The following is a 26923-nucleotide window of genomic DNA, read 5'->3' on the forward strand; positions in this document are numbered from 1 at the left end:
CGCACCCGGGCGGGTTGCCGGGTGCGCCGCTCGTGGTCCCGCCGGCGGCTCAGGCGTCGGCGGTGTCGGCGGTGTCCTCCGGTCCGAAGACGGCGTGCAGCCGACGGGTGTGGTCGACGCGGCGCGCCGGTCCGGTGAGGGTGACCGACGCCGTCAGTCGGGCATCGGTGCTGGAGGCGGCGAACCGCAGCTCCAGCTCGCCCGGCTCGACGATCCGGTGGCCGTCGCGACCGGTGAAGGAGGCCACGTCGGCCGGGACCGTGACGCGCAGCCGGCGTTCCTGCCCCGGCTCCAGCGGCACGCGGGTGTACCCGATGAGGCGCTGCACCGGCTGGACGACGGAGGCGACCGGGTCGTGCAGGTAGAGCTGGACGACCTCGGTACCGGACCGCTCGCCCGTGTTGCGGACGGTGAGCGCCAGCGAGAACTCGCCGTCGGTGGCGGCTCGGTCGGCGTCCACCGCGAGGTCGCTCCAGGCGAAGGTGGTGTAGCCGAGGCCGTGCCCGAAGCCGAAGGCGGGCGTCGGGTCGATGTTGGACACCTCGCTGGCGTGGGCGAGCCGCGCCCCGAGGTAGGTGGTCGGCTGGGCCCCCGCGCCCCGGGGCACGCTGACCGGCAGCCGGCCCGACGGGTTCGTCCGCCCGCTGAGCACCCCGGCGAGGGCGGCGGTGCCCTCCACCCCGGGGAAGAAGGACTGGACGATCGCGGCGGACTCCGCCACCGCCCGGCCCAGGGCGTAGGGGCGGCCCGCCAGCAGCACCGTCACGACCGGCTCGCCGGTGTCGAGCAGCGCATCGAGGAGCTGTTGCTGCGCGCCGGGCAGTGCCAGCGACTCCGCGTCGCAGCCCTCACCGCTGGTGCCCCGGCCGAACAGTCCGGCGCGGTCGCCCAGGACGGCGACGACGACGTCGGCCTCCCGGGCCGCCCGTACGGCCTCGGGGATGCCGGAGACGTCCCCGTCGTCGACCCCGGTGCCGCGTACGACGGTGATCTCCGCCTCGGGGAACTCGGCGGCCAGCGTGTCGCGCAGCGTGGGCAGTTCGATGCCGACGGGGGTGTCGGGGTGGTGGACGCCGATGTGCTGGGGGAAGGAGTAGCAGCCCAGTACGGCGGTGGGCTCGTCGGCGTTGGGGCCGACCAGGGCGATGCGGCGGGGGCGGCCGAGCGGCAGGGTGCCGTCGTTGCCGAGGAGCACGACCGCTTCCTCGGCCATGGTGCGGGCCAGCTCCCGGTTCTCCGGGCCGTCGAGGTCGATCCGTCCGCGCAGGGCTTCGGGGTCCGTCAGGTCGGCGCCGGCGAGCGCGGAGGGGACGGGGTCCCGGTCCGGGTCGAGCAGGCCGAGTTCGGCCTTCTGCGTGAGCACCCGGCGCAGGGCCCGGTCGATCACCGCCTCGGGGACCCGCCCGTCCGCCACCGCCTCGGCCAGGGGCGCTCCGAAGGTCTTGACGGTGGGCAGTTCGATGTCGACGCCCGCCCCGAGCGCGGCTCCCGCGGCGTCCGCCCAGTCGGCGGCGACGCCGTGCAGGGTCTTGAGGAAGGCGATGCCGAAGTAGTCGGCGACGACGGTGCCGTCGAAGCCCCAGGTGTCCCGGAGCAGTCCGGTCAGCAGGTCCTCGTCGGCCGCCGCGGGCACGCCGTCCATGTCCGTGTAGGCGTGCATCACGGACCGGGCGCCGCCCTCGCGGACCGCCATCTCGAAGGGCGGCAGCAGGACGTCGGCGCGCTCGCGCGGGCCCACGGGGGCGGGTGCGAGGTTGCGGCCGGCGCGGGAGGCGGAGTAGCCGACGAAGTGCTTGAGGGTGGCGACGATCCCGGCGTCCTCCAGGCCCCGGACGTAGGCGGTGCCGATGGTGCCGACGAGGTACGGGTCCTCGCCGATCGTCTCCTCGACCCGGCCCCAGCGGGCGTCGCGCACCACGTCCAGGACGGGGGCGAGGCCCTGGTGGACGCCGACGGAGCGCATGTCGCGGCCGATGGCGGCGGCCATGCGGTGCACCAGCTCGGGGTCGAAGGTGGCGCCCCAGGACAGTGGGACGGGGTAGGCGGTCGCGCCCCAGGTGGCGAACCCGGCCAGGCACTCCTCGTGCGCGAGGGCGGGAATGCCGAACCGGTTGGCGGCGGCGATGCGTGCCTGGGTGCGCAGCAGGGACAGCGCGCCCAGCGCCGGGTCGACGGGGGCGGTGCCGAACGGGCGGGTCAACTGGCCCAGTCCGGTGGGCAGGAGGGCGTCGAGGTCGACGGCCTCCTCCATGTCGTGCTGATGGGGGGCGACGTCTCCGCCCTCGTCGGACGCGCCGACCCACACGCCGTACAGCTGGGCGATCTTCTCCTGGAGGGTCATCGCCTCGATCAGCGCGGAGACCCTGGTGGAGACGGAGTGGGCGGGGTCGTTCCAGAGGGGGATTTCGGGGGTGGTCTCAACGGCCACGTTGGCGGTCACTTTCCTCCGACGCCCATCAGCCCCTGGACCAGGGCACGACGGGCGAACAGATAGACGAGCAGGACGGGCACCATGGACAGCACCACGGCTCCCAGCAGACCGGGGATGTCGATGCCGTGTTCGGTCTGGAAGTTGTAGAGACCCAGGGTGACCACCTTGGTGGAGTCGGACTGGGTCAGGACGAGCGGGAACAGGAAGCCGTTCCACGCCTGGAGCGCGGAGAACACCACGATCGTGGAGAGTCCGCCCCGGGACAGCGGCATGACGAGCTGGAAGAACATGCGCCGCGGGCTCGCGCCGTCCATCGCCATGGCCTCGTACAGCTCCGGCGAGATGTCCCGCATCGCGCCGCTGAGGATCAGCGCCGACATCGGCAGGCAGAAGGCGGCCGTGGGCAGGATGACACCGAGCAGGTTGTCGTACAGGCCGGCTTCGCTGATCAGGTAGAACATCGGCACGATCACGGCCTGGGCCGGGATGGCCAGGCCGAGCAGGAACAGCCGGAAGATCGCCGACGTGGCCCGGCCGCGGCTGCGCACGATGGCGTAGGCGAGCGGCGGGACCAGCAGCAGCACGATGGCGATCACGCTGGCGGTGACGACGAGGGTGTTGAGGAAGTACTGGCCGAAGCCCGAGTCGAAGGCACCGGTGTAGTTGTCGAGGGTGAAGCTGTCCGGGAAGGAGACCGGGCCGTTCTCGGCGTAGTCCTGGCGGGTGCGCAGGGTGGCGGCGAGCAGCACGTACAGCGGCAGGCCGACCAGGAACAGCCAGACGAGCGAGCCGGCACCGGCCACGTAGTTGGGTCGGCGCCTCATGACACACCCTCCATGGAGCTGCGCATCTTGTCGTAGCCGGAGACCCGGACGACGACCAGCGAGATGATCGTGGCGGCGACGACCAGGACCAGGGCGATGGCGGAACCGGTGCCGTAGTCGAAGCTCTTGAACGCCTTGTCGTACATGTAGTAGGCGCTGATGGTGGTGTCGGTGCCGGGGCCGCCCTGGGTCAGGATGAGGACCGTCTCGAAGGTGGTCAGACCGCCGACGATCATCAGGATCATCGAGGTGATCATGGAGGTGCGCAGCTGCGGCAGGGTGATGTGGAAGAACTGCCGGTAGCGGCCCGCCCCGTCGATCGCCGCCGCCTGGTAGAGCACCGGCGGGACCGCGCGGGCGGCACCCTGGTAGATCAGGGTGTGGAACGGGGTGAACTGCCAGGTGCTGACGAAGGCCAGCACCCCGATGGCGGTGGCCTGTTCGCCGAACAGGTTGCCGTCGCCGAACAGCCAGGTCGCGGAGGCGGGGATGCCGAAGTTCGGGTCGAGCAGCGCCCGCCACAGCACGGACACCGCCGTCGCGGACAGCAGCAGCGGGATGAAGTAGATGACCGACAGGACGGCGCGGTTGCGCTGGTGACCGGCGGCCCAGACGCCGAGCAGGATGCTCAGCGGCGTCTGGAGGACCACGCCGAGCACGGTCAGCAGCAGGGTCAGCCAGATGCTCTTGAGCATGACCGGGTCGTCGATGAGGCGCGACCAGTTGTCCGTGCCGACGAACTCGGGCGAGCTGAGACCGTCCCAGCTCATGAAGGACAGCACCGCCACCATGATCAGCGGGACGATCGCGAAGAGGACGAAGAAGACTGCGGCGGGCAGTGCCCAGGCGAAGCCGGGGCGGCCCACCTTCGTCGTGGACGAGGCCGGCGGCCGCCGCCGGGACTCCTTGCGGGGTCCGGCGGCGGGCCGGGCGTTCGTGATCTGTGTGGTCATGAGCCGTTCGTCACTCGGTCGGGAGGGCCTGCATGGCCTTGATGAAGCCGTCCGTGTCGAGCTGCCCGTTGAAGAACTGCTGGACGGCCTTGTGCATGTCCGAGCTCGCCTTCTGCGGGTACGCCTGGTCCCAGGACAGCTGGAAGGAGGGGGCGTCGGCGACGAGGTCGTACTGGAAGCGGGAGTACTCGGGGGTGCCCGAACCGTCGATGAACTTGTCGGTGTCGGTGGTGGTCGGCAGGTTGCCGATGTCCAGCTGCGCCTTGACGAACTCCTCGGAGTACATGAGCTTCAGGAACTCGGCGACGGCCTCGGGGTGCTTGGTCTTCTTCATCACCGAGTAGTAGTTGTTGGTGTTGCCGGCGACGTTGGCCGGGTCGCCCTTGCCGCCCTCGACGGACGGGAAGGCGGTGTAGCCGAGGTCCTTCTCGGCGAAGTCCGGGTGGTCCGTGAGCTGCTGGGAGTAGTACCAGGACCCCATCAGCTCGAAGCCGGCCTTGCCGGAGGCCACCAGCTGGACCGAGCCGCCGTTGGTGTACTTGACGGAGTCGTAGTTCTTGCCGAAGGCGCCGGAGTCGACCAGCTCCTTGATCATGTCCAGGGCCTTCTTGCTCTCCGGGCTCTCCCAGGCGCTCTTGTCGCCCCCGACGGCCTTGGCGAACAGCTCCGGACCGGCTATGCGGTCGTAGAGGTACTGGAACCACATCTGGGTGGGCCAGACGTCGCCGCCGCCGAGCGCGATCGGCGTGACGCCCTCGTCCTTGAGCTTGTCCACCGCGGCGAGCAGTTCGTCCCAGGTCTTCGGCGGCTGGACGCCCGCCTCGGCGAGGACCTTCTTGTTGTGGAAGAGCAGGACCGGCTGGGTGCCGCGCATCGGGATGCCGTACGGCTTGCCGTCGACGACGGCACTGTCGAAGACGGACGGCAGGAACTTGTCCTTCAGGTCCGGGTTCTTCTTGATGAAGTCGTCCAGCGGCAGCAGCAGGTCGGCCTTGACGAACGGCTTGATGCTGCCGCCGCCCCAGTTGAAGAAGACGTCCGGGGCCTGCGGCGTGCTGATGATCGTCTGGAGCTTCTTCTGGTAGTCGGCACCGGGGATGGTGTCGAGGACCACCTTGACGTCGGACGTCTTGTTGAAGGTGTCGACGATCTGCTGTTCGACCTTGTTGCTGGCGTCCCCGTAGACCAGGACATGGATCTTGCCGTCGTCCGACGACGCCCCGCCGTTCCCGTCGCCGCAGGCCGACAGGCTCAGCGCCAGGGCGAGCGTCGCACCGGTGGCGACCAGTCTGGGCAAGCGCGCACGTGTCTTCATCGTTCGCCTTTCGAAAGTTTCGGCGCCATCACCGAAAGTCCATGCCGTCGGACAGTAGAGTCAGTCGGGATTTTTGGTCAATGGCCGTGCGCGAGCCGACTCAAAACGTTATCGACCGCATGACCTACCCTGTTGGCATGCACGGTGAAGTCGAGGTGGGCGCCAAGGTGACGTTGGCCGAGGTGGCGAAAGAGGCGGGGGTCTCGCTGCCGACAGTTTCGAAGGTCCTCAACGGTCGTTCGGATGTCTCCACCGGTACCCGAGCCAAGGTCGAGCGGCTCCTCGCCGCGCACGGCTACCGGCGCCGGGTCGCGGGCCCACCCCGCACCCCGCTGGTCGAACTGGTCTTCCACGAGCTGGACAGCGTCTGGGCGGTGGAGCTGGTCAAGGGGGTGGAAAACGTTGCCAAGGCCAACCGGGCGACGGTCGTGCTCACCCGGAGCGGCACCCGGCACGCGCCCGGCCCGGAGTGGATCGAGGGAGTGCTGCGGCGCAGGCCGCTCGGTGTCGTGCTGGTCTTCTCGTCGCTCCCGGCGGAGGTGAAGCACCGGCTCCGCTCGTGGGACATCCCCTTCGTCATCGTCGACCCGGCCGGCGACCCGGACCCCGACGTGCCGTCCGTGGGCTCCGCCAACTGGGCCGGGGGTCTCGCGGCGACGCGTCATCTCACCGACCACGGGCACGAACGCGTCGCGATCGTCACCGGCCCCGAGGACATGTTGTGCTCCCGGGCCCGTCTCGACGGGTACCGCTCGGCGCTGACCATGGCGGGCCTGCCGTTCGACCCCCGTCTCGTCCGCTTCGGCGACTTCCAGGTGCACAGCGGCTTCGCGCACGCCGGGGACCTGCTGGACGGCCCCGAGCCGCCGACGGCCGTCTTCGCGGGCAGTGACCTCCAGGCCCTCGGGGTGCTGGAGGCGGCCCGGCTCAGGGGCCTGCGCGTCCCGGAGGACCTGTCGGTGGTCGGCTACGACGACGTGCCGCCGGCCCAGTGGTCGAGCCCGCCGCTGACCACGGTGCACCAGCCGCTGCGGCACATGGCCGAGGAGGCGGCCCGCATGCTCTTCCGCCCCGACGTCCCCGGCGGCGCGGCCCGGCGCATCGAACTGGCGACGCGTCTGGTCGTGCGGCAGAGCAGCGGGCCACCGGGCGGACGGGCCGCCCCGGCACACCGGGTGCCGGGGCGGGCGCCCGGGGCCCGGATCAGCGCGGGCGCGTGACGAGGACCTGCCGTTCGGTGACGGTGGACGACTCGCCGAGCAGGTCGCGCGGTTCGGCGTCGTAGGCGACCGTCCGGCCGTGCGCGTCCGTGGACGGGCCGGACGCCGGCCTCTGGTTGGGGGTGCCGTCGGGCCGGGCGGTGACCGTGTCGAGGCGGCCGGTGCGCAGGTCGAGCAGGTAGACGACCTGGAGCGGGCCGCGGGGCACCCGCTCCTCGGCCGCCACGAACACGATGTGCCGCCCGTCGGCGCTCAACCGCCCCGAGTGCGTGGCGAACTGCGGCTTCGGGCCCAGGACATGGCGCAGCGAACCGTCCCTCAGGTCCCTGACGAAGACGTCACCGGTGTCGTTGGTGCCCCGGGGCGGCAGCGTCCGGCACTTGAAGCGGAACGAGACGTGCCGGCCGTCCGCCCCCATCACCGGGTCGCTCACCCCGTACTCGGCCGGATCGTCGACGCACTCCGGGTCGACACGGGTCCGCCGGTCCGTCCGCCGGTCGAGCACCTGGACATGGGTGTCGGTGTCGGCCGCCGCGGGGTCCGTCGCCAGATAGGCGACGTACCGGCCGTCGTGGCTGAGGGTCGGTCCCGCGACCCGCTGCCGGTCCCCGGCCACCGGGTCGTCGACCCACTCGCCGGTCCCCCGCCGGAGGTCGTGCACGCGGATGCGCGGCGCTGCCGTCGGCTCTCCCGACGGCCGTGCCGCGAAGGCGACGTACCGTCCGTCGCCGCTCAGCGCGGGTGCGTTGAGGCTGCCGAACCGTGCGTCGGTGTCGTCGCCGACCGGCTCGGTGCGGCCCGTGCGGAGGTCGTGGACGTACGCGGCGGTGCCGTCCGGCGTCGGGTAGGCGACCCGGGTGCCGTCGGCACTGAGGGACGGGGCGACGGAGGGCGTGCCCCGGTCCATGCCCCGGGCCAGGTCGCTGGCCCAGTGCACCCGGCCGGTCCGCAGGTCCTTCACGTAGACGTCGGCCGCGTCGTCGGTGTCGCCGGGCGCCAGATTCGAGGCGTACGACCAGAAGGCCACGTAGCGGCCGTTGGCGCTGATGGCGGCGTACCTGCTCTGCCCGTTGCCCAGCACGTCGTCGGACGTGACGTTCACATGGTCCGTGCCGGGTCTCAGCTCCAAGGCCCCCGCGGGCGCCGTCTGCACGGCGGCGCACACCCAGGCCACGGCGGCCACGGCGGCCGCTCTTCCCCCAAGACGCATGTTTCCCCCCGGTCGACACGTCTCCCCGGCCCCGCGGCCGGGACCCTCAGCCATGGAAGCGGTCCCCAGACACACCGTCAACGCGTCCTACCGGCCATACGTCCTACGTTCTGTGTCCTACGTTCTATGTCCCACGTCCCAAGTCCCACGTCCTACGTCCCACGGCTCGCGGACGGCGCAGGACGCCCGTCCCGGAGGGTCCTGGTCCTCCCGTACGTGACGACGAGACAACCGGCCGACGCGCCCACCGCGTACCAGAACAGGTCCGGCGCGTTGAAGGTCGAGCCCAGGACCAGTCGGGCGGCGGTGCTGCGCCGGGACAGTTCCGCCGGCACGGAGCTGAGCTGCAGGAACTCGACGCCCCAGCTGACGGCCAGGGCGAGTGCGGCGGCCCGGACCGGCGGCGTCCGGGGCGCCGCCAGGAGGACGAGCGCGAAGACCAGCAGGGTGTAGAGGGCGTCCCCGCCGTACTTGGCGACGTCTCCGGTCGTCACCGCCCGCAGGCCGAGCCCCCCGGCGACGGTCGCCAGGGCGGCCAGGGCGGCCCACAGGCGTGTCCCACCGCCCTCGCCGCGGCCGCTCACCCGGCCCGCCGGCCGGACGGCTGGAGGAGTTGGTCGACGGGCGCGTAGTCGTCGGTGAGCGGCCGGGCATCGCCGATCCACGAGGTCAGGTCCTCACCGGCGGCGGTCACCCAGCCGACCCGCCGGCCGTCCAGCGCCTTCTGGACCGCGCTGAGGTCGACCGGCCGGTCGGACGCCAGCACCACCAGATTGCCTCCGTCCGGGGCGGCGGTCCGGTCGGAGCCGATGTCGGCGGGCTCACCGACGAGGACCACGTGCTCGAACGTCTCGGCGAGGGTGGCCGCCTCCGCCCGCGCGAAGTCCATGCCACCGTGATCGATCAGGTTGGCGAGGTACAGGCCGTCGTCGTTCAGCACCCGCCGCACGTCGGCCATCGCCTCCGCGGTGGTCAGGTGCCACGGCACGCTGACACCCCCGAAGGCGTCGCCGACGACGAGGTCGCGGCTGCCCGTCGCCAACCGCCGCAGGCCGAGCCTGCCGTCCTCCGTGCGCACCTCAATGCCGACCTCCGGCCGCAGGCCGAACCGTTCGCGGTCGATGCGCACGACCCCGCCGTCGATCTCGGACACCACGCTGTGCGTCCCGGGCCGGGTGGCCGCGAGGTAGCGCGGCAGGGTGAGTCCCCCGCCGCCCAGGTGGTGGGCGTCGATCGGCTCGCCCGCCGGGAAGGCGGTGTCGACCACCGAGGCGATGGCCCGCACATAGGCGAACTCCAGGTGCTTCGGGTCGTCGACGTCGACGTAGGAGTGCCGCACTCCGTCCAGGACGAGGGTGCGGCCGCCGTCCCGGTCCGGGTCGGCCACGACCCGGGCGCAGTGGTACTTGGTCTCCGCGTCGCAGCCGCCGGGCGCGGCCACGCCGGCCAGGGCCCCCGCGATCACCACCAGGGCCAGGGCCGGGGTGCCGCTCCATCCGCGGGTCCGCCACTCGACCAGCGCCGAGGCGGCCACCAGCAGCGCGCCAAGACCGATCAGGATGCCGCTGACGGGCAACCGCGACACCAGGACGAAGCCGGTGAGGACGGTGCCGACGATGGCGCCGACGGTGCCGACGCCGGAGAGCCGGCCGACGACCGTACCGGTCTCGGCGAGGCTGGTGAGACGCAGCTTGGTCGCGATCGGCGTCACCGCGGAGAGCAGCGCGCCCGGGACCAGGATGGTCAGGGCCGCGACGAGCAGGAGCAGCACGGGCGCCCACTCCGCGGTGCTGCGCAGCACGGCGGGGGTGAGTGCCACGACGGCGCCCGACACCCCGAGGGCGGGACCGATGAGCCGGCGCGGATCGACCTGGTCCGCGAGGCGCCCGCCCAGCCAGGAACCGAGCGCGATCGCGGTGAGGGCGATGCCGATGACCATGGTGCTGGTCTCCAGCGTGAGCCCGAGGTAGGGGGCCAGCAGCCGCAGGGCGACGATCTCGACGACCAGGACGGCGGCCGAGGAGCCGAACACCAGCGCGGCGGCGGCGCGGGGGCCGAGGGCGCGGTCCCGGTCCCGGGGTTCGCCCTCGGCGGCGGCACGGGGGTCGAGGTCGCGGGGCGTGCCCTCGGCGGCGGCACGGGAGTCGAGGTCGCGGGGCGTGCCCTCGGCGGCGGACGAGGAAGGCGATCCGGTCACGGGCGCCATCCTCGCACGCGGCCCGTCGACCGCGCCGTCCCCCGGCCGGCCGAGGAGCCGGCCGAACGCACGTCCGCAACTCGGGCCCGCCCCCGGGGCCTTGGCGGGACCGGCACCGGACCGGGCGTCGTGTCCGGCCGCCGCCGGGCATGCCGGGCCAGGCCCTGTCGTCACACTCCCGTCTGCCTCCGGGCGGACGGGAGTGTGACGACAGGACCTAGGGGTGCGCGGCGAGGAACGGCAGGACCACGGCGGCCATCTCGTCGGGTACTTCCTCCGCGAGGTCGTGGCCCGCGTCGAAGACGTGTCCGGTGACGTCGTCGGCCACGAACCGGGCCTGCTCCGCGGCGCGCTCGCCGACGAAGGCGGAACCGCCGAGCGCAAGGACGGGGATGTCCAGCTTCTTCCGGGCGGCCTCCCGGTTCTGTTCGGCGTCGGTGAGCATCGCCCGGTAGACGGCGAGCATGGCGCGGATGCCGCCGGGCATGGAGTAGCAGCGCACGTACTCCTCCACGGCGTCGGAGGTGGCGGTGTCGGGGTGACTGCGCTCGCTCTTGATCATGTGGGTGATCAGTTCGCGTTCGTGCCCGGAGATCAGCATCTCGGGCACGTCGGGCGTGAAGTAGAAGCCCAGGTGCCACAAGTGCATGCCGGAGACGTTCTCGGGCGTGAGGGCCGTGTGGTCCTCGAAGCCGAAGCCGGGGAACAGCGCCTCGGCGAAGACCAGGGAGGTCACGCGGTCACGGTGGCGGGCGGCGAGCTGGTAGCCGATGACCGCGCCCCAGTCCTCACCGGTCACCGCGTAGGTCTCGTGTCCGAGGCGGGCCATCAGCTCGGCGACGTCGTCGCTCATCGTCGCGGAGTCGTAGCCGTCCGCGGGGCGCGCGGAGTCACCGAGACCGCGCAGGTCGGGGACGACGACGGTGTGGTGGGGCGTCAGCTTCGGGACCAGGTGGCGCCAGTGGTAGCCGGTCTTCGGCACGCCGTGCAGCAGCACCACGGCGGGGCCGGAGCCGGCCGTCCGGTAGTGCAGGCTCGTGCCGTTGACGGCGGCACGGCCGGTGCGCAGGGGCGCTCCGTCATGGTCGTACATCATGGGCTCCTCCGGTTTCTTGGGCGTTCGTTTTCTTGGGCGTTCGTTACAGAATCAAGGCAGGAAAGACGTCCGGCCGGGACGGCGCAGGCCGTCAGTCGAGAGTGGCCAGGGCGACGTCGACGAGGGGTTCGAGGGCGGCCGGATCCGGGGTGATCTTCGCGGAGACCAGCAGGCCGTTGAGGAAGGTGACGAGGAAGGCGGCGACCGTGTGGGGGTCGTGCCGCTCGGCGATCTCGCCCCGTTCCCTCGCGACACGCAGCACCTCGGCCAGCGCTTCCCGGCTCGCGTCCTGCATGTCGCGCACGGTGCGCCGGGTCGCCACGTCCTCGGGCAGCCGCTCGCAGACGGCGTTGACGGCCAGGCAGCCCTGCCCGCCGCGCCCGACGGCGATCCGGATCCGCTCCGTCAGCAGCGCGCGGATCGCCGCGCGGGCATCCGCCCCCTCCTCCTCGAGGCCACGCAGGGCGGCCGCCGCGAGGGTGGTGCGATAGTGCTCCAGCGCGGCCCGGTACAGGCCGTCCTTGTCGCCGAACGCCGCGTACAGGGACCCCTGCCCGATCCCCAGATGCCGGGTCAGATCGCGCACCGAGGTCGCCTCGTACCCACGCGTCCAGAACAGCTCCATGGCGCGACTCACCGCGCCCTCGGTGTCGAACTCCCGGGTCCTTGCCATGGCCCCACCGTAACTTATCTGGATCGCCCGCTCAAGAAAGGCCCTCGACCGCCCCGGGGCCGCCCTGCACCGGGCCCGCCGGCGGTCGCTTGTCCACCCTTGATCACTCCGGCGGCTCTTCGGTACCCGATGACCCGTTGAACACCCCCGCCCAGCCCGGGAGTTCTACGCTGAAGCCGTCATGGAACCTGTGAGCATCGGGGCACGACTGGCCTCCAGCGTTGTCGTCCCGCTGTCTCAGCCCCGAAGAGATCAAACAATTCTGCGTGGTCGATCGCCTCGTGGGGCTGTCCGTCGCCGCTGATCTCCGTTGCTCCTGGGAGTGGCTCGCGCCGTTTCCCCGTCTGACCGAGCTGACGTTCGAGACCCCTCTTCCCGACATCGACGTGAGTTCGCTGCGGCATGTGTTCTCCCTCCGCACGCTCAGGCTGCCCGCCGCAGCAAGGGTGGTCGGAGCAGAGATGCTTCCTCCGGCCGTGGAAATCATCCGCACGGGCTGAAGGGGTGGAGCCCAGGGGCAGCAGCGCACCGGCCGCCGTGGCCGCGGAACGTGACACACAGGTGGGTCTCTCCCGAAGAGGGCGTGCGGTGTTCGACGCGGGGTTCTCGTCGGCCGTCCGTCGGACCTTCGGCCGCCCGTCAGACCTCGGGCACCGCCGGAGCGGCGGGGACGGGCGGGGTGTCGCCGACCGCGGGCTGCCGCGCTCCGGGGCCGTGGCGACGCTGGTGGGTCAGCAGCCCGAGGAACCCGGCAAGGAAGCCGCTGATCAGCCCGGACACGGCGTGGTTGACCGCGTTCGCTCCGGCACTGGAAGGCAGCCCGACGGCCAGGTAGTTGACCAACGCGCTCATCACCGCGCCGATCGCGCCCCCGATCGCGCCGCTGATGACCGATGCGCGCACCGCGGACGGCTGGTCGGCCCCGGACTCGGCCCCGGACCCGGACCCGGACCCAGACGCAGACGCAGACCCGGACCCGGGCCCGCGACGCCCCGGAGCGCCCGCTTCGACGCCGAGAACGCGGTCGAGCGCGAGCGGTCCTGGCCCGGCGAGCAGGACGACGAGAAGGACCGCCACCGTCATCAGCGGAAACTCGATCCCCGAACCGCTCGCGGCCCCCTGCTGGGGCGTCATGAACCCGGTGTCCGCGTTGACCAGCGCCATCGCCAGGCACAGATGGACCGTCAGCAACAGCGCGGTCCATCGTGACAGCAGCCCCAGGACGAGGAAGAGCCCGCCGGCCGTCTCCCCGATCGTGACCGCCCATGCCGTCACGTCCGGCGCGGGCACGCTCGTCCCGCTCAGGAACGCGCCGAACCCGGCCGGTCCGTCGACGAGCTTGTCGATGCCGTGAACCATCATGACGGCTCCCGCGACGAGCCGTGCGACGGCCGGCGCGGCGGGCTGGAATCGGTGGGTCGGGGCGACACCGACGCCGCGTCTCAGGCGGTCCGACCGGTAAGCGGGCATGGCGGTTTCCTCTCCCACAGGTGACGGGGGCGTACGTCACCGCCGGCCGGTGCGGTCCGGCAGTCAGGGCTGTGCCCTGGCGCATCCGGCCGCGGGCCGTCACGGGCCCCGCTGGTCGGTGACGTAGGCGCAACTGTGCAGTGCGCGTCCGCCCCGGCGGAATCCCCTGGTTCATCGACAGTGCCGATGCGCGCCATCCACGGGACGGATGGGGCGCCCCCGCGGTCCCCTGCCCCGGGTCGTTTGATCGATCATTCTTCGGCTCTTGACGCCCGCTTCACGCGCAGGCAACATCCAACTGCTCACCAAACGATAAGTGTTATCACGCAATGATAATCCCCTGTGCGGGTGGCAAGGAGACCACGCATGCGCGTCGGAGTGCTGGGACTGGGCGAGGCGGGAAGCCTCTATGCCGCCGGGTTCGTCGAGAACGGCTGGTCGGTGACGGGATACGACCCGGGGGACGTGCCCACGCCGGAGGGCGTCGAGCGAGCGGGCGGCATCGAGGACGCGGTGCGCGGCTGCGACCTGGTCCTCGGACTGACCGGGGCGAAGGCGGCCCTCGCGGTGGCCCGGGAGGCAGCTCCGCATCTGGGGCCGGCCACGGTGTACGCGGACATGAACGCCGCCGCTCCCGGGCTGAAGGGGGAGATCGCCCAGGCCGTCACCGCCTCGTCGAAGGCCGTGTTCGCGGACGTGTCGGTGATCGGTTCCGTGCCCACGTACCGTCACCGCACGGCACTGATGACCAGTGGCCCGGGCGCCACCGCGGTCGCCGACTACTTCGGCGCGTTGGGGGCGCCGGTGGAGGACCTGGGCTCGGAGCCGGGGGCCGCCTCGGCCCGCAAGCTGCTGCGCAGCGTGTTCATGAAGGGCCTGGGCGCGATCATCGTGCAGACCGTGGAGGCGGGCCGCGCCGCGGGGGACGAGACGTGGGTGCGTGAGCAGATCGCGTCCGAACTGGCCGGTGGAGAGAGCACGCTGGAGCGGCTGTACACCGGGACCGCCAAGCACGGGGTGCGCCGCGCCTTCGAGGCATCGGCCGCCGCGGACCTCATGGCCGACCTCGACCTGGACGCCGAACTCGCCCGCGCGATCGGCCATGTGCATCAGCTCGCCGCCCGCCCCGAGGGACTGCGTGCCGTACCGCGGGTCACGGACGAACTCCTGGCCGCCCACCGGGACGTGGCCACGGCGAACATCGGCGACGCGGTCGACCGTCTCGCCCTGCTCGACTCGGGCATCCGGCCGCTGTGGCCGGGTGCGCGGGCGATCGGGCGGGCCCTGACCGTGTGGACGCGGGCCGGCGACAACAAGGCCGTGCACGAGGCCGTCAGGATCGCGGCCCCCGGCGACATCATCGTGGTGAACGGCGAGGGCGACACCTCCCGCGCCCTGATCGGCGAGCTGATCGCCGAGCGCGCCAAGGCCCGTGGTGCGGTGGGCATGGTCCTCGACGGCGCCGCACGTGACGTCGATGTGCTGGCCGAGATCGGCTTCCCGGTGTGGGCGCGCGCCGTGACCCCGGCCGGGCCCTACAAGTTCGGTCCCGGACACGTCAACGTGCCCGTCGCGGTGGGCGGGCTGGTCTGCCGCCCCGGTGACCTGGTCGTCGCGGACAGCGACGGAGTTGCCGTGGTCGCGGCCGAGAAGGCAGGGTCGGTGCTCGACGCCGCCCGCGCGGTCGAAGCCGACGAAGCCGACCGCCGCGCCCGGATCCGTGCCACCACGGGCGGCCAGGCCGCAAGCGGAGGAGAGTCGTGATCGCCGTATGGGCGCTGGGCTGCTACATCGCGGCCATCCTCGTGTGGAACTCCGTCCTCAAGCGCAACATCGGTGAGGCGCTGATCGTCGGGTTCCTGGTCACCGGCCTGTTCTCCGGCGGCGACATCCTCCATGTGATGTGGGGCAGTCTGGCCGAGGCGATGCAGGAGGAGGTGACCTTCGCCGCCCTGGCCTTCGTGTTCATGAGCTACGTGCTGGCCCGGACCCCGGTTCTCGACCATCTGCTGGACATCCTGAACTCGCTGCTCGGCCGTCTGCGCGGCGGCCCCATCTACACCTCGACCGTGGCCGCCGGTGTCTTCGGCGCCATCGCGCACGTGGGGGCGGCGGTGACCGCGGCCGTCGGCTCGGTGACCATTCCGTGGATGAAGCGTTCCCGGGTCAGTGGCGAACTCGCGGCGACCGTCGCCGCCGGCGGCGCGGGCATGGGGGTCACCTTCCCCTTCAGCTCCACCATGTTCATCCTCATGGGCTCGGCGGGTGTCGCCTCGGTGGTGTCCACCGACGACATCGTGCTGCCGCTGTTCCTGGGCGGACTGTGGTGCCTGGGCTACCGGCTCGTCGCCGCGTTCGTCATGGTCCGCCGGCACGGCATCCAGGCGGTGGACACCGGCGAACTCAAGCCGCTGCGCCGCACCCTGGGCGCGGGGTGGACCAGCCTGCTGCTGTTCGGCGGCATCGCGGTGCCGCTGCTGCTGACCCGCGGGCCGCTCGCGGGTGCGCTGGGCCGGTGGACGGACGGCGTGAAGATGTCCGACATGATCAGCCTGATCACCTGGATACCGGTCCTGATGATCGCCCTGGTCCTGGTGCTCGGCCGCCGCCACCTGCCCAGCACGGGCAAGGCGTGGTGGGAGCTGCTGGGCGGGGCGGCCCCGAAGTTCGGTGTCCTCGGCGTCACCATCGTCGCCGCCTTCGCCGCGGCCGGGGCCCTGGGCGAACTCGGCCTGCCCGAGCAGCTCACCGAACTGCTCTCCGGGGTGGACGCGCCGCTGTGGGTCATGGCCCTGATCGTCGGCGTCCTCGTGGTCGGCGTCGCCATCCCGCTCACCGCCAGCGCCACCATGGCCGCCATCGGGCCGGTCGCGGTCTCCGCGCTGATGGGCGCCGGTGTCTCCCCGGCCACCGCCTGTGTCGCCGTCCTGATCTTCGCCTCCACCGAAGGCGCCTCACCCCCGTCCGGAGCGCCCATCTACGTCGCCAGCGGCATCGCCGGCGTGGACCCGTCTCGCACCTTCGTCCCCCTGCTCACCTACTACTGCGTCCCGATCCTGCTCATCGGCGCCGCCGTGGCCACCGGCGTCCTGCCCGTCTGAACCGGAGGCTCCCATGCCCGTCCGACAGCTCCAGTTCCTCTTCCGCCTCACCCTCGTCGGCTTCCTCGCCGGCGGCGTCCTCCTCGTCCTCGGCCAGACCCTGGGTCTCGTCGTCGGCGACGCCGGCTGGGTCGCCGCCGTGGAGGAGCACGCCGGACCGCCCACCTTCGTCGTCGCCGGCATCAGCGGACTGATCGCCTTCCTCCTCTCCTACCTGACACCCGAGAAGACGGAGGACGGCTCCGGCCCGGCCAAGGAACTGCAGCCCGCGGGCAGCACGCACCCATAGCCGGGGAGAGCCGTGGGAAGGGGCGCTCGCGCCGGTCGGCGGCGACGGTCTGATAACTCTTATCGGACTACGGCACACCGCGTGCCACGCCGACTGCCACAGGAGACCCGCCGATGGCCACCACCTCCGCCAGCACCATGCGTTCGGTCGACCGGGCCCTGGATGTGCTGGGCGTCCTGGAGGACGCCCGACTGCCCTTGCGTCTGAGTGACGTCGCCCGCCGTGCGGACCTCCACGTGGCCACCGCCCAGCGCATCCTGAACGTCCTGGTCGACCGCGGCTACGCGGCCAAGGAGGACACCGGCTACGTGGCCGGCCCCGCCGCCGTCGCCACCGCTCACGCCTTCCTGGTCAACAACCGGCTCACCCCTGTGGCCCTGCCCATCCTCCAGGAACTGGCCGCCACCACCGGCCTCACCCCGACCCTGTTCGTCCGCGTCGGAACCGCCCGCGTGCCCATCGCCCGCGTGGAGGGCCGCAACCCGCTCCGCTACCAACTGCCCATCGGAGACAAGCTGCCCCTCCACCTGGGCGCCGGGAAGGCGTTGCTGGCCTGGCTGCCCGAGCACGAACAGGAGAGCTGTGTCGCCGCCGCCGTACCCTTCGCCCGGGCCTCCGGCCGGCAGGTCACCGCCGAGGATCTGATCGCCGAACTGCGCGCCATCAAGGAGAACGGATTCGCCCTGTCCCAGGACGAACGCGTCCTGGACGTCACTTCCGTCAGCGCCCCCGTCCTCAAGGACGGCCACCTGCTGGGCGCACTCAGCGTCGTCGGGCCCAGCAGCGACCTGCCCGAGACCGACCACGCCCGCATCGTCACCGAAGTCCGCCACGCGGCGGGGGCCATCGCCGCCCGCTGCCCCTGACCCGAAAGCTCCCCCATGCCGCTCCTGCCGACCTACGCCGAACTCCTCGACCGTACCGACGCGCCCCCCGGATCCAGCTGGCACCTCTTCGACGGCGAACCCGAACGCGGCATGGCCAACCTCGCCGGCTCCCCGCAGATCCTGCGCGCCGCGCGGTGCGTACGAGACGGCCGCGCCCTCAACCTCGACTACCCCCTCGACGCCTTCGACCCGCCCATGTCCAAGGCACGCGGCATTCCCCGGCACCGCATCACCGCCAAGCACGACCAGGCCCGCGACGACGTCCTGGACGACTTCCACCTCCAGGCGAGCACCCAGATCGACGGACTGCGCCACCGTCGCGCCTCCGGACACGGCTTCTACAACGGTGTCCCCGACGAGGACATCACCCCGCGCAGCCCACGCCTGGGCGTCCAGCTGTGGGCCGAGACACCGCTGGCCGGACGAGGACTGCTCATCGACGTCGAGGGCCTGCTGCGCGACCGCGGCACCCCGCTCGACCACGCCGCCGGCCCCGCCCTCACCCCGGACCTGCTCGACGCGGCACTGGACGCACAGGGCGCCCGCGTCGAGGACGGCGACCTCGTCCTCGTCCACACCGGATGGGCCCGGTGGTACCTCACCACCGACCCCGCCACCCGCGCCGAGACGAGACAGTCGCGGCGCGCCACCGGGTTCGCCCAGACCCGCGACTTCGCCGCCTGGTGCTGGGACCACCGCATCGCCCTGATGGCCACCGACACCTTCGCCGTGGAGGTCCTGCCCGTCCTGCCGGACAGCGACTTCCTGCACAGCGCGCCCGAGGACGCCGGCATGATGCACCAGGAACTGATCGCCAAACTCGGGCTCCCCCTGGGCGAGTTGTGGAACCTGACGGCCCTGGCCGCGGACTGCCGGGCCACCGGCCGCTGGGACAGTCTCCTGACGGTCAAACCGCTGCACCTCACGGGCGGAGTCGGCTCACCCGCCAACGCCACGGCCCTGCGGTAGCAGAGGACGAGACCCCGGCGGCGCCTCGGTAGCCGCCGGAACGAACGTGGCGCACGGAGGAGCGGCGCCCGCCTCTCCAGCCGAGTCCTCTACGCATGGTGGCCGCACGCATAGCCAACCCTCGAACTATGTCGCCCCGCCACATGTGCGCCTCACCTGCGGATTCCTACGGTATGGCGACACGCAACCGTCCCCGCAGATCCCCAGGAAGTGGTGCCGATGTCGTCGCCCGCAACCGCCCCGCCGGCCCCGAACAACCTCAAGCGCATCGTCGCCGCGTCCCTCATCGGCACCACCATCGAGTGGTACGACTTCTTCCTCTACGGCTCCGCCGCCGCGCTCGTCTTCAACAAGCTGTTCTTCCCGGACTCGGACCCGCTGGTCGGCACGCTGCTGTCGTTCCTGACCTACGCCGTCGGGTTCGCCGCGCGCCCGCTCGGGGCCCTGGTGTTCGGGCACTACGGCGACCGGCTCGGGCGCAAGAAGCTGCTGGTGCTGAGCCTGTTGATGATGGGCGGGGCGACCTTCGCGATCGGGCTGCTGCCGACGCACGCGACCATCGGCACGGCCGCTCCCGTGCTGCTGACCGTGCTGCGACTGGTTCAGGGTTTCGCCCTCGGCGGTGAGTGGGGCGGGGCCGTGCTGCTCGTGTCGGAGCACGGGGACGCCCGGCGGCGCGGCTTCTGGGCGTCGTGGCCGCAGACGGGGGCGCCGGCGGGGCAGCTGCTGGCGACCGGTGTGCTGGCGCTGCTGACGGCCGTGCTCTCGGACGCCGCGTTCAACAGCTGGGGTTGGCGCATACCCTTCCTGCTCTCCGGCGTACTGGTCATGGTCGGCCTGTGGATTCGTCTCTCCGTCGACGAGTCACCGGTGTTCAAGCAGGCGTTGGCGCAGGCCGAGACGCGTGCGTCGAAGGCCGAGCCGGCTCCGCTGGTCTCCGTGCTGCGGCACCACTGGCGCGATGTGCTGATCGCGATGGGCGCCCGCATGGCGGAGAACATCAGCTACTACGTCATCACGGCCTTCATCCTCGTCTACGCCACCACCGCCGCCGACGTCTCCAAGCAGACCGCGCTCAACACGGTGCTGATCGCCTCGGCCGTGCACTTCGCCGTCATCCCGGCCTGGGGCGCGCTGTCGGACCGGGTCGGCCGGCGTCCCGTGTATCTGCTGGGCGCGGCGGGGGTCGGGTTGTGGACGTTTCCGTTCTTCATGCTGATCGACACCGGTCACTTCGGGGGCCTGCTCCTCGCGGTGACCGTGGGCCTGGTGCTGCACGGGGCGATGTACGCCCCCCAGGCGGCGTTCTTCTCCGAGATGTTCGCGACCCGGATGCGCTACTCGGGTGCGTCCATCGGCGCCCAGTTCGCCTCCGTCGCGGCCGGCGCCCCCGCGCCGCTGATCGCCACCGCGCTGCTGGACGAGTACGACAGCTCGACCCCGATCTCCCTCTACGTCATCGCCTCGGTCGTGCTCACGCTGATCGCCGTGGGCGTGGCCAAGGAGACGCGCAACCGGGACCTGACCGAGGTGGCGGCTTCCGCGGACGACGGGCAGCCGGGCGGGACCGAGCAGACCGCGTCCCCCGCTCCGAAGGCGCGCACCCTCTGACGGACCGTGCCGCCGGCCCCCGTACGCCCCGGGCGTGCGGGGGTCAGTGCGCTTGCGGTATCGACAGGCGGTGGAGCCTGAGGGCCAGTTGTATCTCCAGCGCGCGGCCCGGGCTCTGCCAGTCGTCGCCCAGGAGGCGGCCGACGCGCTCCAGGCGCTGGGCGACCGTGTTCACGTGGACGTGCAGCTCGTCCTTGGTGCGGGCGGGGCTCATGCCGCAGGCGAAGTAGGCGTCGAGGGTGCGCACGAGGTCGGTGCCGCGCCGCTCGTCGTAGGCGACGACCGGGCCGATGGTGCGGTCGACGAAACCGGTGACGTTCCGGTCGCCGGCCAGCAGCAGGCCCAGGAATCCGAAGTCCTCGGCGGCGGCGCCGTCCCCGGAGCGCCCCAGCAGGCCGAGGGCGTCGAGGCAGCGTCGGGCCTCGGTGTACGCGGCGGCCACCGCGTCCGGGTGGGTCACGAGGTCCTCCACGGGCGCCGAGGCACCGACGGTGACGGCCTCGTGGACGGCGGTGCCGAGGTGCCGGGCGGTACGGCGGGCCAGGTCCGTCGCGTCGTCGCCCCGGGCGAGGGGCAGCAGGAGGACGGTGCCGCCGTCCCGGGCGGCGGCCAGACCGTGCCCGGTCGCGGCGAGGTGGGAGGCGGCGGCCCACAGCCGTCGGCGGGCGTCCGCCTCGTGGTCGGCGTCGGGCGCGGTGGCGTCGAGGCGGGCGGCGAGCACGACGTGGGTGGCGGTCAGGTCGGCGCCGAGGCGTCGGGCACGGTCCCCGAGCAGGCGCGGGTCGCGGTCGCGGGCGTCGAGCAGGTCGTCCAGCAGCTCGCCCCGGACGCGCTGCTCGGCCTCGGCGGCGGAGCGCCGGGCGAGCAGGAGGAGGGAGGTGACCATCGCGGCCCGCTCCAGGGTGAGCTGGTCCACGGGGTCGAGCCCGGGATGGCCGCGGAGCACCAGGGCGCCGAACAGCTCGTCGCCCGCGGTGACGGCGGCGATCCAGTCGTCCTCGTGCCGGACCGCGTGTCCTTCGGCGCGGGACGTCTCCAGGGCGCGTGCCGGTGCCGCGGCGGCCTCGGTGAACTCGACGGTGCCGTCAAGGACCTGGGAGACGGCGGCCGCCACGTCGTGGACGCCACCGCCGCGCAGGACGAGTTCGGCGAGCCGGTCGTGCACGTCCGAGGCGCGCTCGATGACACCGCTGCGGTCCTGGATGATCTCGTTGGCCCGCTCCAGGTCGGCGAGGGCCGAGCGGGTCTCGGCGAGCAGGTTCGCGGTGTCGATGGCGGCCGCCGCGAGGGCGGCGAAGGAGCCGAGCAGGGCGATCTGCTCGCGTTCGAAGACCCGGGCGCGCCGGTCCGCGGCGAACAGCACGCCGATGACGTGGTGGCCGAGCATGAGGGGGACGCCGAGGATGGCGACCAGCCCCTCGTCGCGTACGCCCGCGTCGATGGTGCGGGTGTGCTGGAACCGGGCGTCCTGGAAGTAGTCGTCGGTGACGTAGGGACGGGCCGTCTGGGCGACGAGGCCGCCCAGCCCTTCCCCCATGCCGAGTCGCAGCTGCTGGAACCGGGCGGCGACCGAGCCCTCGGTGACCCGCATGTAGGTGTCGCCGCGGGCCGGGTCGTTGAGGCTGAGGTAGGCCACGTCGGTGCCGAGCAGGGAGCGGGCCCGCTGCACGATGGCGCGCAGCACGGCGTCCAGGTCACGCAGCCCGGCGAGATCGTGGGCGGTCTCGAAGAGCGCGGACAGCTCGGCCTCCCGGCGCCGGCGCCCCTCCAGCTCGGAGCGGACGCGCAGGGCGAGGCCCTTGGCGTGTTCGAGCGCGGCGATCCGCTCGGCCGGGGCTCCCTCGGCGCGGGCGACGAGCACCGGCTGCTCGTAGGCGTCGGCCGAGGCGCCTCTGGCCAGCAGGTCGAGGAAGGGCGTCTCGACGGCCGCCGGCGTCCGGCGCGCCGCGGCGCCGGGCGGCGCCGGCGCGTCGTCGGCGGAGCGCTCGGCGGACTGCACGTGATCGCGGGACATGCTCACAGGATTCCCCATCGCGCGGTCGTCCCGGCAGGCCTGTGGAAAACCCGGGCCGGCCGGCGGCGCCGCCCTCTTCGGTGTGCGGGCCGCCGCCCGGTCAGTGGGCGGTCCAGCCGCCGTCCAGGGCCAGCGACGCGCCGGTGACGAAGGACGCCTGCGGGCCGCACAGGTAGGCCACGGCCTCCGCGACCTCCTCCGGTTCGATGAGCCGCCGCACGGCGCTGTCCCGCAGCAGTACGTCGGTCAGCACCTGCTCCTCGGGGATGCCGTGCGCCCTGGCCTGGTCGGTGATCTGCTTCTCGACCAGGGGCGTGCGCACATAGGAGGGGTTGACGCAGTTGGAGGTGACGCCGTGGGCGGCGCCTTCGAGCGCGGCGGTCTTGGACAGCCCCTCCAGCCCGTGCTTGGCGGCCACGTACGCCGCCTTGTAGGCCGAGGCGCGCAGGCCGTGCACGGAGGAGATGTTGACGATGCGGCCCCAGCCCTGCCCGTACATGTGCGGGAGGGCTCCGCGGATGAGGCGGAAGGGGGCCTCCAGCATGACGGTGAGCACGGTGTGGAAGACGTCCGGCGGGAACTCCTCGATGGGACGCACCAGTTGCAGTCCCGCGTTGTTGACGAGGATGTCGGTGCCGGCGGCGGCGTACTCGGCGGCCTCCAGGTCGGTGAGGTCCAGCACGTGCGGCGTGACTCCGCCCGCCAGGTCGCCGCAGCCCTCGGCGAGCGCGTCCAGTCCGGCGGCGTCCCGGTCGACGGCTCTCACCTCGGCCCCGGCCGCGGCGAGCCGGCGCGCGCAGGCACGGCCGATGCCGCCGGCCGCACCGGTGACGAGGGCGGTGCGACCGCGCAGGTCGAGCGAGGAGGCGTGGGGAGCCGGAAGGACACGGGGCGAGGTCATGTGCCGACCCTAGGCAGCCCGCACCCCCGCCCCCATGTGGGCGCGCTCCATACTTCAGATGCAGCCAGTGGTGTCGAACCATGTGGGGCCATCCGACAACGCCTGCTTGATCCGGAACCGTCCGAACTCCCCGAGGTCCGGCAGGGCGTCCACCGCGAACCAGCCCACCTCCAGCGACTCGTCGTCGTTGACCCTGGCCTCCCCGCCGACGGCCCGGCAGCGGAAGGTGATGTCCATGAACTGGCAGACGTCCCCGTTGTCGTAGGTGACCGGGTCGAGCGCCTGGGCGAGGAGCAGCCGCTCGACGACGCACCGTACGGCGGTCTCCTCCTCCACCTCGCGCACGGCGCAGGCCGCGGGCTGCTCCCCCGGCTCCGGGATGCCGCCGATCAGGGACCAGCGCCCGTTGTCCGAGCGCCGGCACAGCAGCACTCTGCCCTCCTCGTCGAAGACGACGGCGGTGACTCCGGGGAGCCACAGCAGCTGGTGTCCGGCGGTGGTGCGCAGGTCGCGGATGAAGTCGGGAGTAGCCATGGGCCCGACCCTAACGGGCGGACCGGACCGCCCCCGGCGCTGTCGCGGGGCGTGCGGCGGGCGTACGGCTACACGCCACCGGCGCGCCGACCGCGCACACCGGCGGCGACGGCCCAGCCGAGCCCTCCGGCGGCGACCAGCACCAGGACGATCTCGGGGGCGACGCCCAGCCGGGTGGCGGGCGTCTGCGAGGAGCGCAGGGGCACCTCCTGGACCAGCGAGTCCGCGACGAACATGCCGGTCCTCTGGGTGATCCTGCCGTCCGGCATGATGATCGCACTGACGCCGCTGGTCACCGGCACGGTGACGGTACGGCTGTGCTCGACCGCGCGGACGCGGGACATGGCGAGCTGCTGGTACGTCATCTCGCTGCGGTCGAAGGTCGCGTTGTTGCTGGGTACCGAGATCAGCTGGGCGCCGTCGGTGACCTCCGAGCGCACCGCCCAGTCGAAGGCCGCCTCGTAGCAGGTGACGAGCCCCACCTCGGTGCCGGCCATGGTGAACACGCCCGGCTCCGTGCCCCGGCTGAAGTCCTGGCTGACCATCGAGGTCCACTCGTCGTTGATCGCCCCGATCAGCGAGCGCAGCGGCAGGTACTCGCCGAACGGCTGGATCTGCCGCTTGTCGTAGGTGTCGACGGGACCCTTGTCCGGGTCCCACAGGATCTGCTCGTTGAGGAGCCTGCCGTCGCGTTCCACGACGCCGCCCACCGAGATGGGCGCGCCGATCGCCCTGGCCGCCCGGTCGATGACCGCGCGGGCGTCGGCGTTGGCGAAGGGGTCGATGTCCGAGGAGTTCTCCGGCCAGAGCACGAAGTCGGGCCGGTCCGCCTTCCCCGCCTCCACCTCGGCGGCCAGGCGCTCCGTCTCGCGCGCGTGGTAGTCGAGCACGGCGCGGCGCTGGGCGTTGAAGTCCAGGCCCGCGCGCGGCACGTTCCCCTGGATGACGGCAACGGTGGCGGTGCCGTCCTCCGCCTCGGCGCTGACCAGCGGACGGGCGGCGAGGGCACCGAGGACGGGGACCGCCACGCTCAGGAGGGCCGCGGCCGCCGCGCTCCGGTGGATCCGACCGGTACGGCGGGACCGGAGGGCCGCCCGGACGGCCTCGTGGAGGCCGAAGCCGCACAGGACGACCGCGAAGCCGAGGACCGGGGTACCGCCGACCGCGGCGAGCGGCAGGAAGAGACCGTCCGCCTGCCCGAAGGCGATCTTGCCCCAAGGGAAGCCCTCGAACGGCACCCGAGCGCGCGCGGCCTCCCCGGCGGCCCACAGCGCCGCCGCCCACAGGGGCCACCCGGGCAGTCTCGACACGACCGCGACGCCCGCGCCGACCAGCGCGACGAAGACCGCCTCGATCGCGGCCAGCGCGAGCCAGGGGCCGGGGCCGACCTCCACACCGGTCCACACCAGCAGGGGCAGCAGGAAGCCGAGGCCGAAGAGGTAGCCGAGGCCGAGGCCCGCCTTCCAGCCGCGGCCGCGCAGCGCCCAGCCGAGACCGGCGAAAGCGGGCAGGGCCAGCCACCACAGGGTGCGCGGCGGGAAGCTGACGTAGAGCAGCACTCCGCAGAGCGCGGCGACGGCTGCGGGAAGGAGGCGCAGGAGCCGCGCGGCGGCGGGCGAGGCGGGCGTGTTCCGCGGCTGCGTCCGGTCCGGCTCGCCGACGGGAGGTGCGGTGGCTGTCACCCCCCGGAGTGTACGGCGGGTGACCATGCGGCCGACAGCACGGTCCCCGGCGGCGACGCACCGTGCGCGGCCGGTGCCGGACCGCTCCCGTGCGCCCCGGCGCCGCCCCGGCGCGGTCAGTGGGCCGGGCCGGGTGCCCTCGGTCGCAGGCGGGCCTTGATGACCTGGACGGCCGTCTCCGCGTCGTCCACCGTGACGGTGAAGGTGTGGCCGTCCCACAGGCGCAGGATCAGCCCCTCACCACGGCGCACGACGACCGCGGTGCCCTTCTCCGGACGCCAGCGGTAGCCCCAGCCGCCCCAGTGCCGCGGGGTGACGTGCGGGGCGAACTCCGCGCCGGCGACCTGGGAGAGGGGGATGCGGCGGCGGGGCACACCGATGTGGCCGCAGCGCACCTCCAGACACTCCTCGTCGACCCTGAGGGCGACGTGCACGAAGGCGAGCGTGCCGAAGAGGACCAGCAGTCCCGCGGCGATGCAGCCGACGACCGCCATGACCAGCGGGGCGCCGCCGGACTCCCAGGCCGACTCCACGGCGAGCGCGATGCCGAACGCCAGGCAGGCGGCGCCGATGAGGGCCAGGAACCACTGGACCCGGTTGGTGGCACGTCCGGTCCAGACGTGCGGTGGGGGGATGCTCTCGCCGTGGCGACGCCTCATGGATATGAGGTTACTCAGGTTTCGCTGCGCCGGTACCTCGTCGCGCAGCGTGACTGGGCCGACCGGGCGGACGGCGGTCAGCGCGCCGGCGTCACCGAGCGCAGCAGCCGGCCCTCGTCGTAGGCGAGCGCGGGCGCGGGCAGGGTGCCCTCGCGTCCGCTCAGCAGCACGGTGAGGGTGCCGTCGGCCGGGGCGCCGGGGTCCGGGCGGACCCCGATGCGGCGCAGCGCCTGGGCGGCGACCGCGCCCGCCGAGCCGTGCAGCACCAGGCGCGGTCCGTCGGGGCGCTGGACGGCGGCGCGGATGCGTTCGGCGACCAGTTCGTAATGGGTGCAGCCCAGGACGACCGTTGTCACGTCGTCGGGCGTCAGCGCGGCCGCGGCGGCGACGGCCGCGTCGATCGCCGCCTCGTCCGCGTGCTCGACGGCGTCGGCGAGCCCCGGGCACGGCACCTCGGTGACCTCGGTGTCCCCGGCGAACTCCTCGATCAGGTTCCGCTGGTAGGCACTGCCGGTGGTGGCGGGCGTCGCCCAGATCGCCACGGGACCGCCGCCGGCCGCGGCGGGCTTGATCGCCGGGACGGTGCCGACGACCGGCACCTGGGGTTCGAGGCGGGCGCGCAGCGCGGGCAGCGCGTGCACGGTGGCGGTGTTGCAGCCGACGATCAGGGCGTCCGGGCGGTGCGCGGCGGCCGCCTCGGCCACGGCGAGGGCGCGTGCGGTGAGGTCCTCGGGGGTGCGCGGCCCCCAGGGCATGCCGTCGGGATCCAGGGAGAGGATGAGATCGGCGTCCGGTCGCAGGCGCCGTACCGCGGCGGTGGCCGCCAGCAGACCGATTCCGGAGTCCATGAGCGCGATCTTCACCCCGCCACCATAGTCGATGCGCCG

The 26923-nt window shown here is 72.7% G+C and carries 24 protein-coding genes; 8 read left to right on the forward strand and 16 right to left on the reverse strand.

The window, feature by feature from the left end; translation table 11 throughout:
• Positions 1-49 precede the first annotated feature (49 nt).
• Genes ACFZP7_RS04660 through ACFZP7_RS04675 form a run of 4 tightly spaced genes read right to left on the reverse strand, consistent with a single transcriptional unit; the run spans position 50 to position 5523 of the window.
• Positions 50-2440, reverse strand: a complete 2391-nt coding sequence (locus ACFZP7_RS04660; RefSeq protein WP_385633918.1) for a glycoside hydrolase family 3 N-terminal domain-containing protein — start codon at positions 2438-2440, stop codon at positions 50-52.
• Entirely contained in the window at positions 2437-3255 is an 819-nt protein-coding gene (locus ACFZP7_RS04665; protein WP_019327147.1) for a carbohydrate ABC transporter permease, read from the reverse strand. The genes ACFZP7_RS04660 and ACFZP7_RS04665 overlap by 4 nt, the downstream gene beginning before the upstream one ends.
• Complete coding sequence (locus tag ACFZP7_RS04670) at positions 3252-4208, reverse strand: carbohydrate ABC transporter permease (protein ID WP_030977489.1); 957 nt, start codon at positions 4206-4208, stop codon at positions 3252-3254. The genes ACFZP7_RS04665 and ACFZP7_RS04670 overlap by 4 nt, the downstream gene beginning before the upstream one ends.
• Before the next feature lie 10 nt (positions 4209-4218).
• Positions 4219-5523, reverse strand: coding sequence for an ABC transporter substrate-binding protein (locus tag ACFZP7_RS04675; protein WP_030977491.1), 1305 nt, complete (start codon positions 5521-5523; stop codon positions 4219-4221).
• A 137-nt stretch (positions 5524-5660) separates the two neighbouring features.
• On the opposite strand from ACFZP7_RS04675, the gene ACFZP7_RS04680 reads away from it, so the two are divergent.
• Positions 5661-6743 (forward strand): LacI family DNA-binding transcriptional regulator, encoded by a 1083-nt coding sequence (locus ACFZP7_RS04680; RefSeq protein ID WP_359481043.1) that lies wholly within the window; start codon positions 5661-5663, stop codon positions 6741-6743.
• Here ACFZP7_RS04680 and ACFZP7_RS04685 read toward each other — a convergent pair.
• The 5 genes from ACFZP7_RS04685 to ACFZP7_RS04705 all read right to left on the reverse strand — a co-directional run bounded on the left by ACFZP7_RS04685 (position 6727) and on the right by ACFZP7_RS04705 (position 11919).
• Entirely contained in the window at positions 6727-7926 is a 1200-nt protein-coding gene (locus ACFZP7_RS04685; RefSeq protein ID WP_385633919.1) for a hypothetical protein, read from the reverse strand. The two genes, ACFZP7_RS04680 and ACFZP7_RS04685, sit on opposite strands and share 17 nt — an antisense overlap.
• A gap of 179 nt (positions 7927-8105) precedes the next feature.
• On the reverse strand, positions 8106-8537 hold the full coding sequence (locus ACFZP7_RS04690) for a DUF2809 domain-containing protein (protein WP_385633920.1): 432 nt from the start codon (positions 8535-8537) through the stop codon (positions 8106-8108).
• Positions 8534-10150: a fused MFS/spermidine synthase gene (locus tag ACFZP7_RS04695; RefSeq protein WP_385633921.1), complete on the reverse strand. Its 1617-nt coding sequence runs from the start codon at positions 10148-10150 to the stop codon at positions 8534-8536. The genes ACFZP7_RS04690 and ACFZP7_RS04695 overlap by 4 nt, the downstream gene beginning before the upstream one ends.
• A 217-nt stretch (positions 10151-10367) precedes the next feature.
• Positions 10368-11246, reverse strand: a complete 879-nt coding sequence (locus ACFZP7_RS04700; RefSeq protein ID WP_270883461.1) for an alpha/beta fold hydrolase — start codon at positions 11244-11246, stop codon at positions 10368-10370.
• Positions 11247-11337: 91 nt separating this feature from the next.
• Positions 11338-11919 carry a TetR/AcrR family transcriptional regulator gene (locus tag ACFZP7_RS04705; RefSeq protein WP_385633922.1) on the reverse strand — a complete coding sequence of 194 codons (582 nt, stop codon included), beginning with the start codon at positions 11917-11919 and terminating at the stop codon, positions 11338-11340.
• Positions 11920-12185: 266 nt separating this feature from the next.
• Between ACFZP7_RS04705 and ACFZP7_RS04710 the strand changes: the two genes are divergently transcribed.
• Complete coding sequence (locus ACFZP7_RS04710; RefSeq protein ID WP_158718830.1) at positions 12186-12419, forward strand: hypothetical protein; 234 nt, start codon at positions 12186-12188, stop codon at positions 12417-12419.
• A 139-nt stretch (positions 12420-12558) separates the two neighbouring features.
• On the opposite strand, the gene ACFZP7_RS04715 is transcribed toward ACFZP7_RS04710, so the two are convergent.
• On the reverse strand, positions 12559-13389 hold the full coding sequence (locus ACFZP7_RS04715; protein WP_385633923.1) for a DoxX family protein: 831 nt from the start codon (positions 13387-13389) through the stop codon (positions 12559-12561).
• 366 nt (positions 13390-13755) lie between these two features.
• Here ACFZP7_RS04715 and ACFZP7_RS04720 point away from each other — a divergent pair, with 366 nt between their 5' ends.
• From ACFZP7_RS04720 to ACFZP7_RS04745, 6 genes are all read left to right on the forward strand, one after another.
• The gene (locus ACFZP7_RS04720) at positions 13756-15153 is read left to right on the forward strand and encodes an NAD(P)-binding domain-containing protein (RefSeq protein WP_385633924.1); all 1398 of its coding nucleotides are present in this window, start codon (positions 13756-13758) and stop codon (positions 15151-15153) included.
• Entirely contained in the window at positions 15150-16490 is a 1341-nt protein-coding gene (locus ACFZP7_RS04725) for a TRAP transporter large permease subunit (protein ID WP_031020660.1), read from the forward strand. Before ACFZP7_RS04720 ends, ACFZP7_RS04725 begins: the two co-directional genes overlap by 4 nt.
• A gap of 13 nt (positions 16491-16503) precedes the next feature.
• Positions 16504-16779 (forward strand): hypothetical protein, encoded by a 276-nt coding sequence (locus tag ACFZP7_RS04730; protein ID WP_385633925.1) that lies wholly within the window; start codon positions 16504-16506, stop codon positions 16777-16779.
• Positions 16780-16892: 113 nt separating this feature from the next.
• Positions 16893-17645, forward strand: coding sequence for an IclR family transcriptional regulator (locus ACFZP7_RS04735; RefSeq protein ID WP_031020656.1), 753 nt, complete (start codon positions 16893-16895; stop codon positions 17643-17645).
• A gap of 15 nt (positions 17646-17660) precedes the next feature.
• A complete protein-coding gene (locus ACFZP7_RS04740) occupies positions 17661-18635 on the forward strand; it encodes a cyclase family protein (protein WP_185912764.1) in 975 nt (324 codons plus the stop codon).
• A 219-nt stretch (positions 18636-18854) separates the two neighbouring features.
• On the forward strand, positions 18855-20246 hold the full coding sequence (locus tag ACFZP7_RS04745; protein WP_385633926.1) for an MFS transporter: 1392 nt from the start codon (positions 18855-18857) through the stop codon (positions 20244-20246).
• 43 nt (positions 20247-20289) lie between these two features.
• Here the strand turns inward: ACFZP7_RS04745 and ACFZP7_RS04750 are convergent, their stop codons facing one another.
• The 6 genes from ACFZP7_RS04750 to ACFZP7_RS04775 form a co-directional block, all read right to left on the reverse strand.
• Positions 20290-22260 (reverse strand): helix-turn-helix domain-containing protein, encoded by a 1971-nt coding sequence (locus ACFZP7_RS04750; protein WP_385633928.1) that lies wholly within the window; start codon positions 22258-22260, stop codon positions 20290-20292.
• A 100-nt stretch (positions 22261-22360) separates the two neighbouring features.
• Positions 22361-23161, reverse strand: coding sequence for a 3-hydroxybutyrate dehydrogenase (locus ACFZP7_RS04755; protein ID WP_019327136.1), 801 nt, complete (start codon positions 23159-23161; stop codon positions 22361-22363).
• A 54-nt stretch (positions 23162-23215) separates the two neighbouring features.
• A complete protein-coding gene (locus ACFZP7_RS04760; RefSeq protein ID WP_046248224.1) occupies positions 23216-23695 on the reverse strand; it encodes an NUDIX domain-containing protein in 480 nt (159 codons plus the stop codon).
• Between the two features lie 68 nt (positions 23696-23763).
• Positions 23764-25377: an apolipoprotein N-acyltransferase gene (lnt, locus tag ACFZP7_RS04765; protein ID WP_385633929.1), complete on the reverse strand. Its 1614-nt coding sequence runs from the start codon at positions 25375-25377 to the stop codon at positions 23764-23766.
• A 116-nt stretch (positions 25378-25493) separates the two neighbouring features.
• Complete coding sequence (locus tag ACFZP7_RS04770; RefSeq protein WP_019327133.1) at positions 25494-26036, reverse strand: hypothetical protein; 543 nt, start codon at positions 26034-26036, stop codon at positions 25494-25496.
• Positions 26037-26113: 77 nt separating this feature from the next.
• On the reverse strand, positions 26114-26899 hold the full coding sequence (locus tag ACFZP7_RS04775) for a glutamate racemase (protein ID WP_385633930.1): 786 nt from the start codon (positions 26897-26899) through the stop codon (positions 26114-26116).
• Between the last annotated feature and the right edge of the window lie 24 nt (positions 26900-26923).

The organism is Streptomyces sp. SudanB5_2050 (assembly GCF_964272335.1).
GTDB lineage: Bacteria > Actinomycetota > Actinomycetes > Streptomycetales > Streptomycetaceae > Streptomyces > Streptomyces rochei.

Coding starts and splice junctions, on each gene's coding strand:
- ACFZP7_RS04750 (WP_385633928.1), bottom strand. CDS start 22,260: ATGTCCCGCGATCACGTGCAGTCCGCCGAGCGCTCCGCCGACGACGCG.
- ACFZP7_RS04760 (WP_046248224.1), bottom strand. CDS start 23,695: ATGGCTACTCCCGACTTCATCCGCGACCTGCGCACCACCGCCGGACAC.
- ACFZP7_RS04730 (WP_385633925.1), top strand. CDS start 16,504: ATGCCCGTCCGACAGCTCCAGTTCCTCTTCCGCCTCACCCTCGTCGGC.
- ACFZP7_RS04700 (WP_270883461.1), bottom strand. CDS start 11,246: ATGATGTACGACCATGACGGAGCGCCCCTGCGCACCGGCCGTGCCGCC.
- ACFZP7_RS04680 (WP_359481043.1), top strand. CDS start 5,661: ATGCACGGTGAAGTCGAGGTGGGCGCCAAGGTGACGTTGGCCGAGGTG.
- ACFZP7_RS04670 (WP_030977489.1), bottom strand. CDS start 4,208: ATGACCACACAGATCACGAACGCCCGGCCCGCCGCCGGACCCCGCAAG.
- ACFZP7_RS04715 (WP_385633923.1), bottom strand. CDS start 13,389: ATGCCCGCTTACCGGTCGGACCGCCTGAGACGCGGCGTCGGTGTCGCC.
- ACFZP7_RS04755 (WP_019327136.1), bottom strand. CDS start 23,161: ATGACCTCGCCCCGTGTCCTTCCGGCTCCCCACGCCTCCTCGCTCGAC.
- ACFZP7_RS04705 (WP_385633922.1), bottom strand. CDS start 11,919: ATGGCAAGGACCCGGGAGTTCGACACCGAGGGCGCGGTGAGTCGCGCC.
- ACFZP7_RS04675 (WP_030977491.1), bottom strand. CDS start 5,523: ATGAAGACACGTGCGCGCTTGCCCAGACTGGTCGCCACCGGTGCGACG.
- ACFZP7_RS04735 (WP_031020656.1), top strand. CDS start 16,893: ATGGCCACCACCTCCGCCAGCACCATGCGTTCGGTCGACCGGGCCCTG.
- ACFZP7_RS04720 (WP_385633924.1), top strand. CDS start 13,756: ATGCGCGTCGGAGTGCTGGGACTGGGCGAGGCGGGAAGCCTCTATGCC.
- ACFZP7_RS04745 (WP_385633926.1), top strand. CDS start 18,855: ATGTCGTCGCCCGCAACCGCCCCGCCGGCCCCGAACAACCTCAAGCGC.
- ACFZP7_RS04770 (WP_019327133.1), bottom strand. CDS start 26,036: ATGAGGCGTCGCCACGGCGAGAGCATCCCCCCACCGCACGTCTGGACC.
- ACFZP7_RS04665 (WP_019327147.1), bottom strand. CDS start 3,255: ATGAGGCGCCGACCCAACTACGTGGCCGGTGCCGGCTCGCTCGTCTGG.
- ACFZP7_RS04740 (WP_185912764.1), top strand. CDS start 17,661: ATGCCGCTCCTGCCGACCTACGCCGAACTCCTCGACCGTACCGACGCG.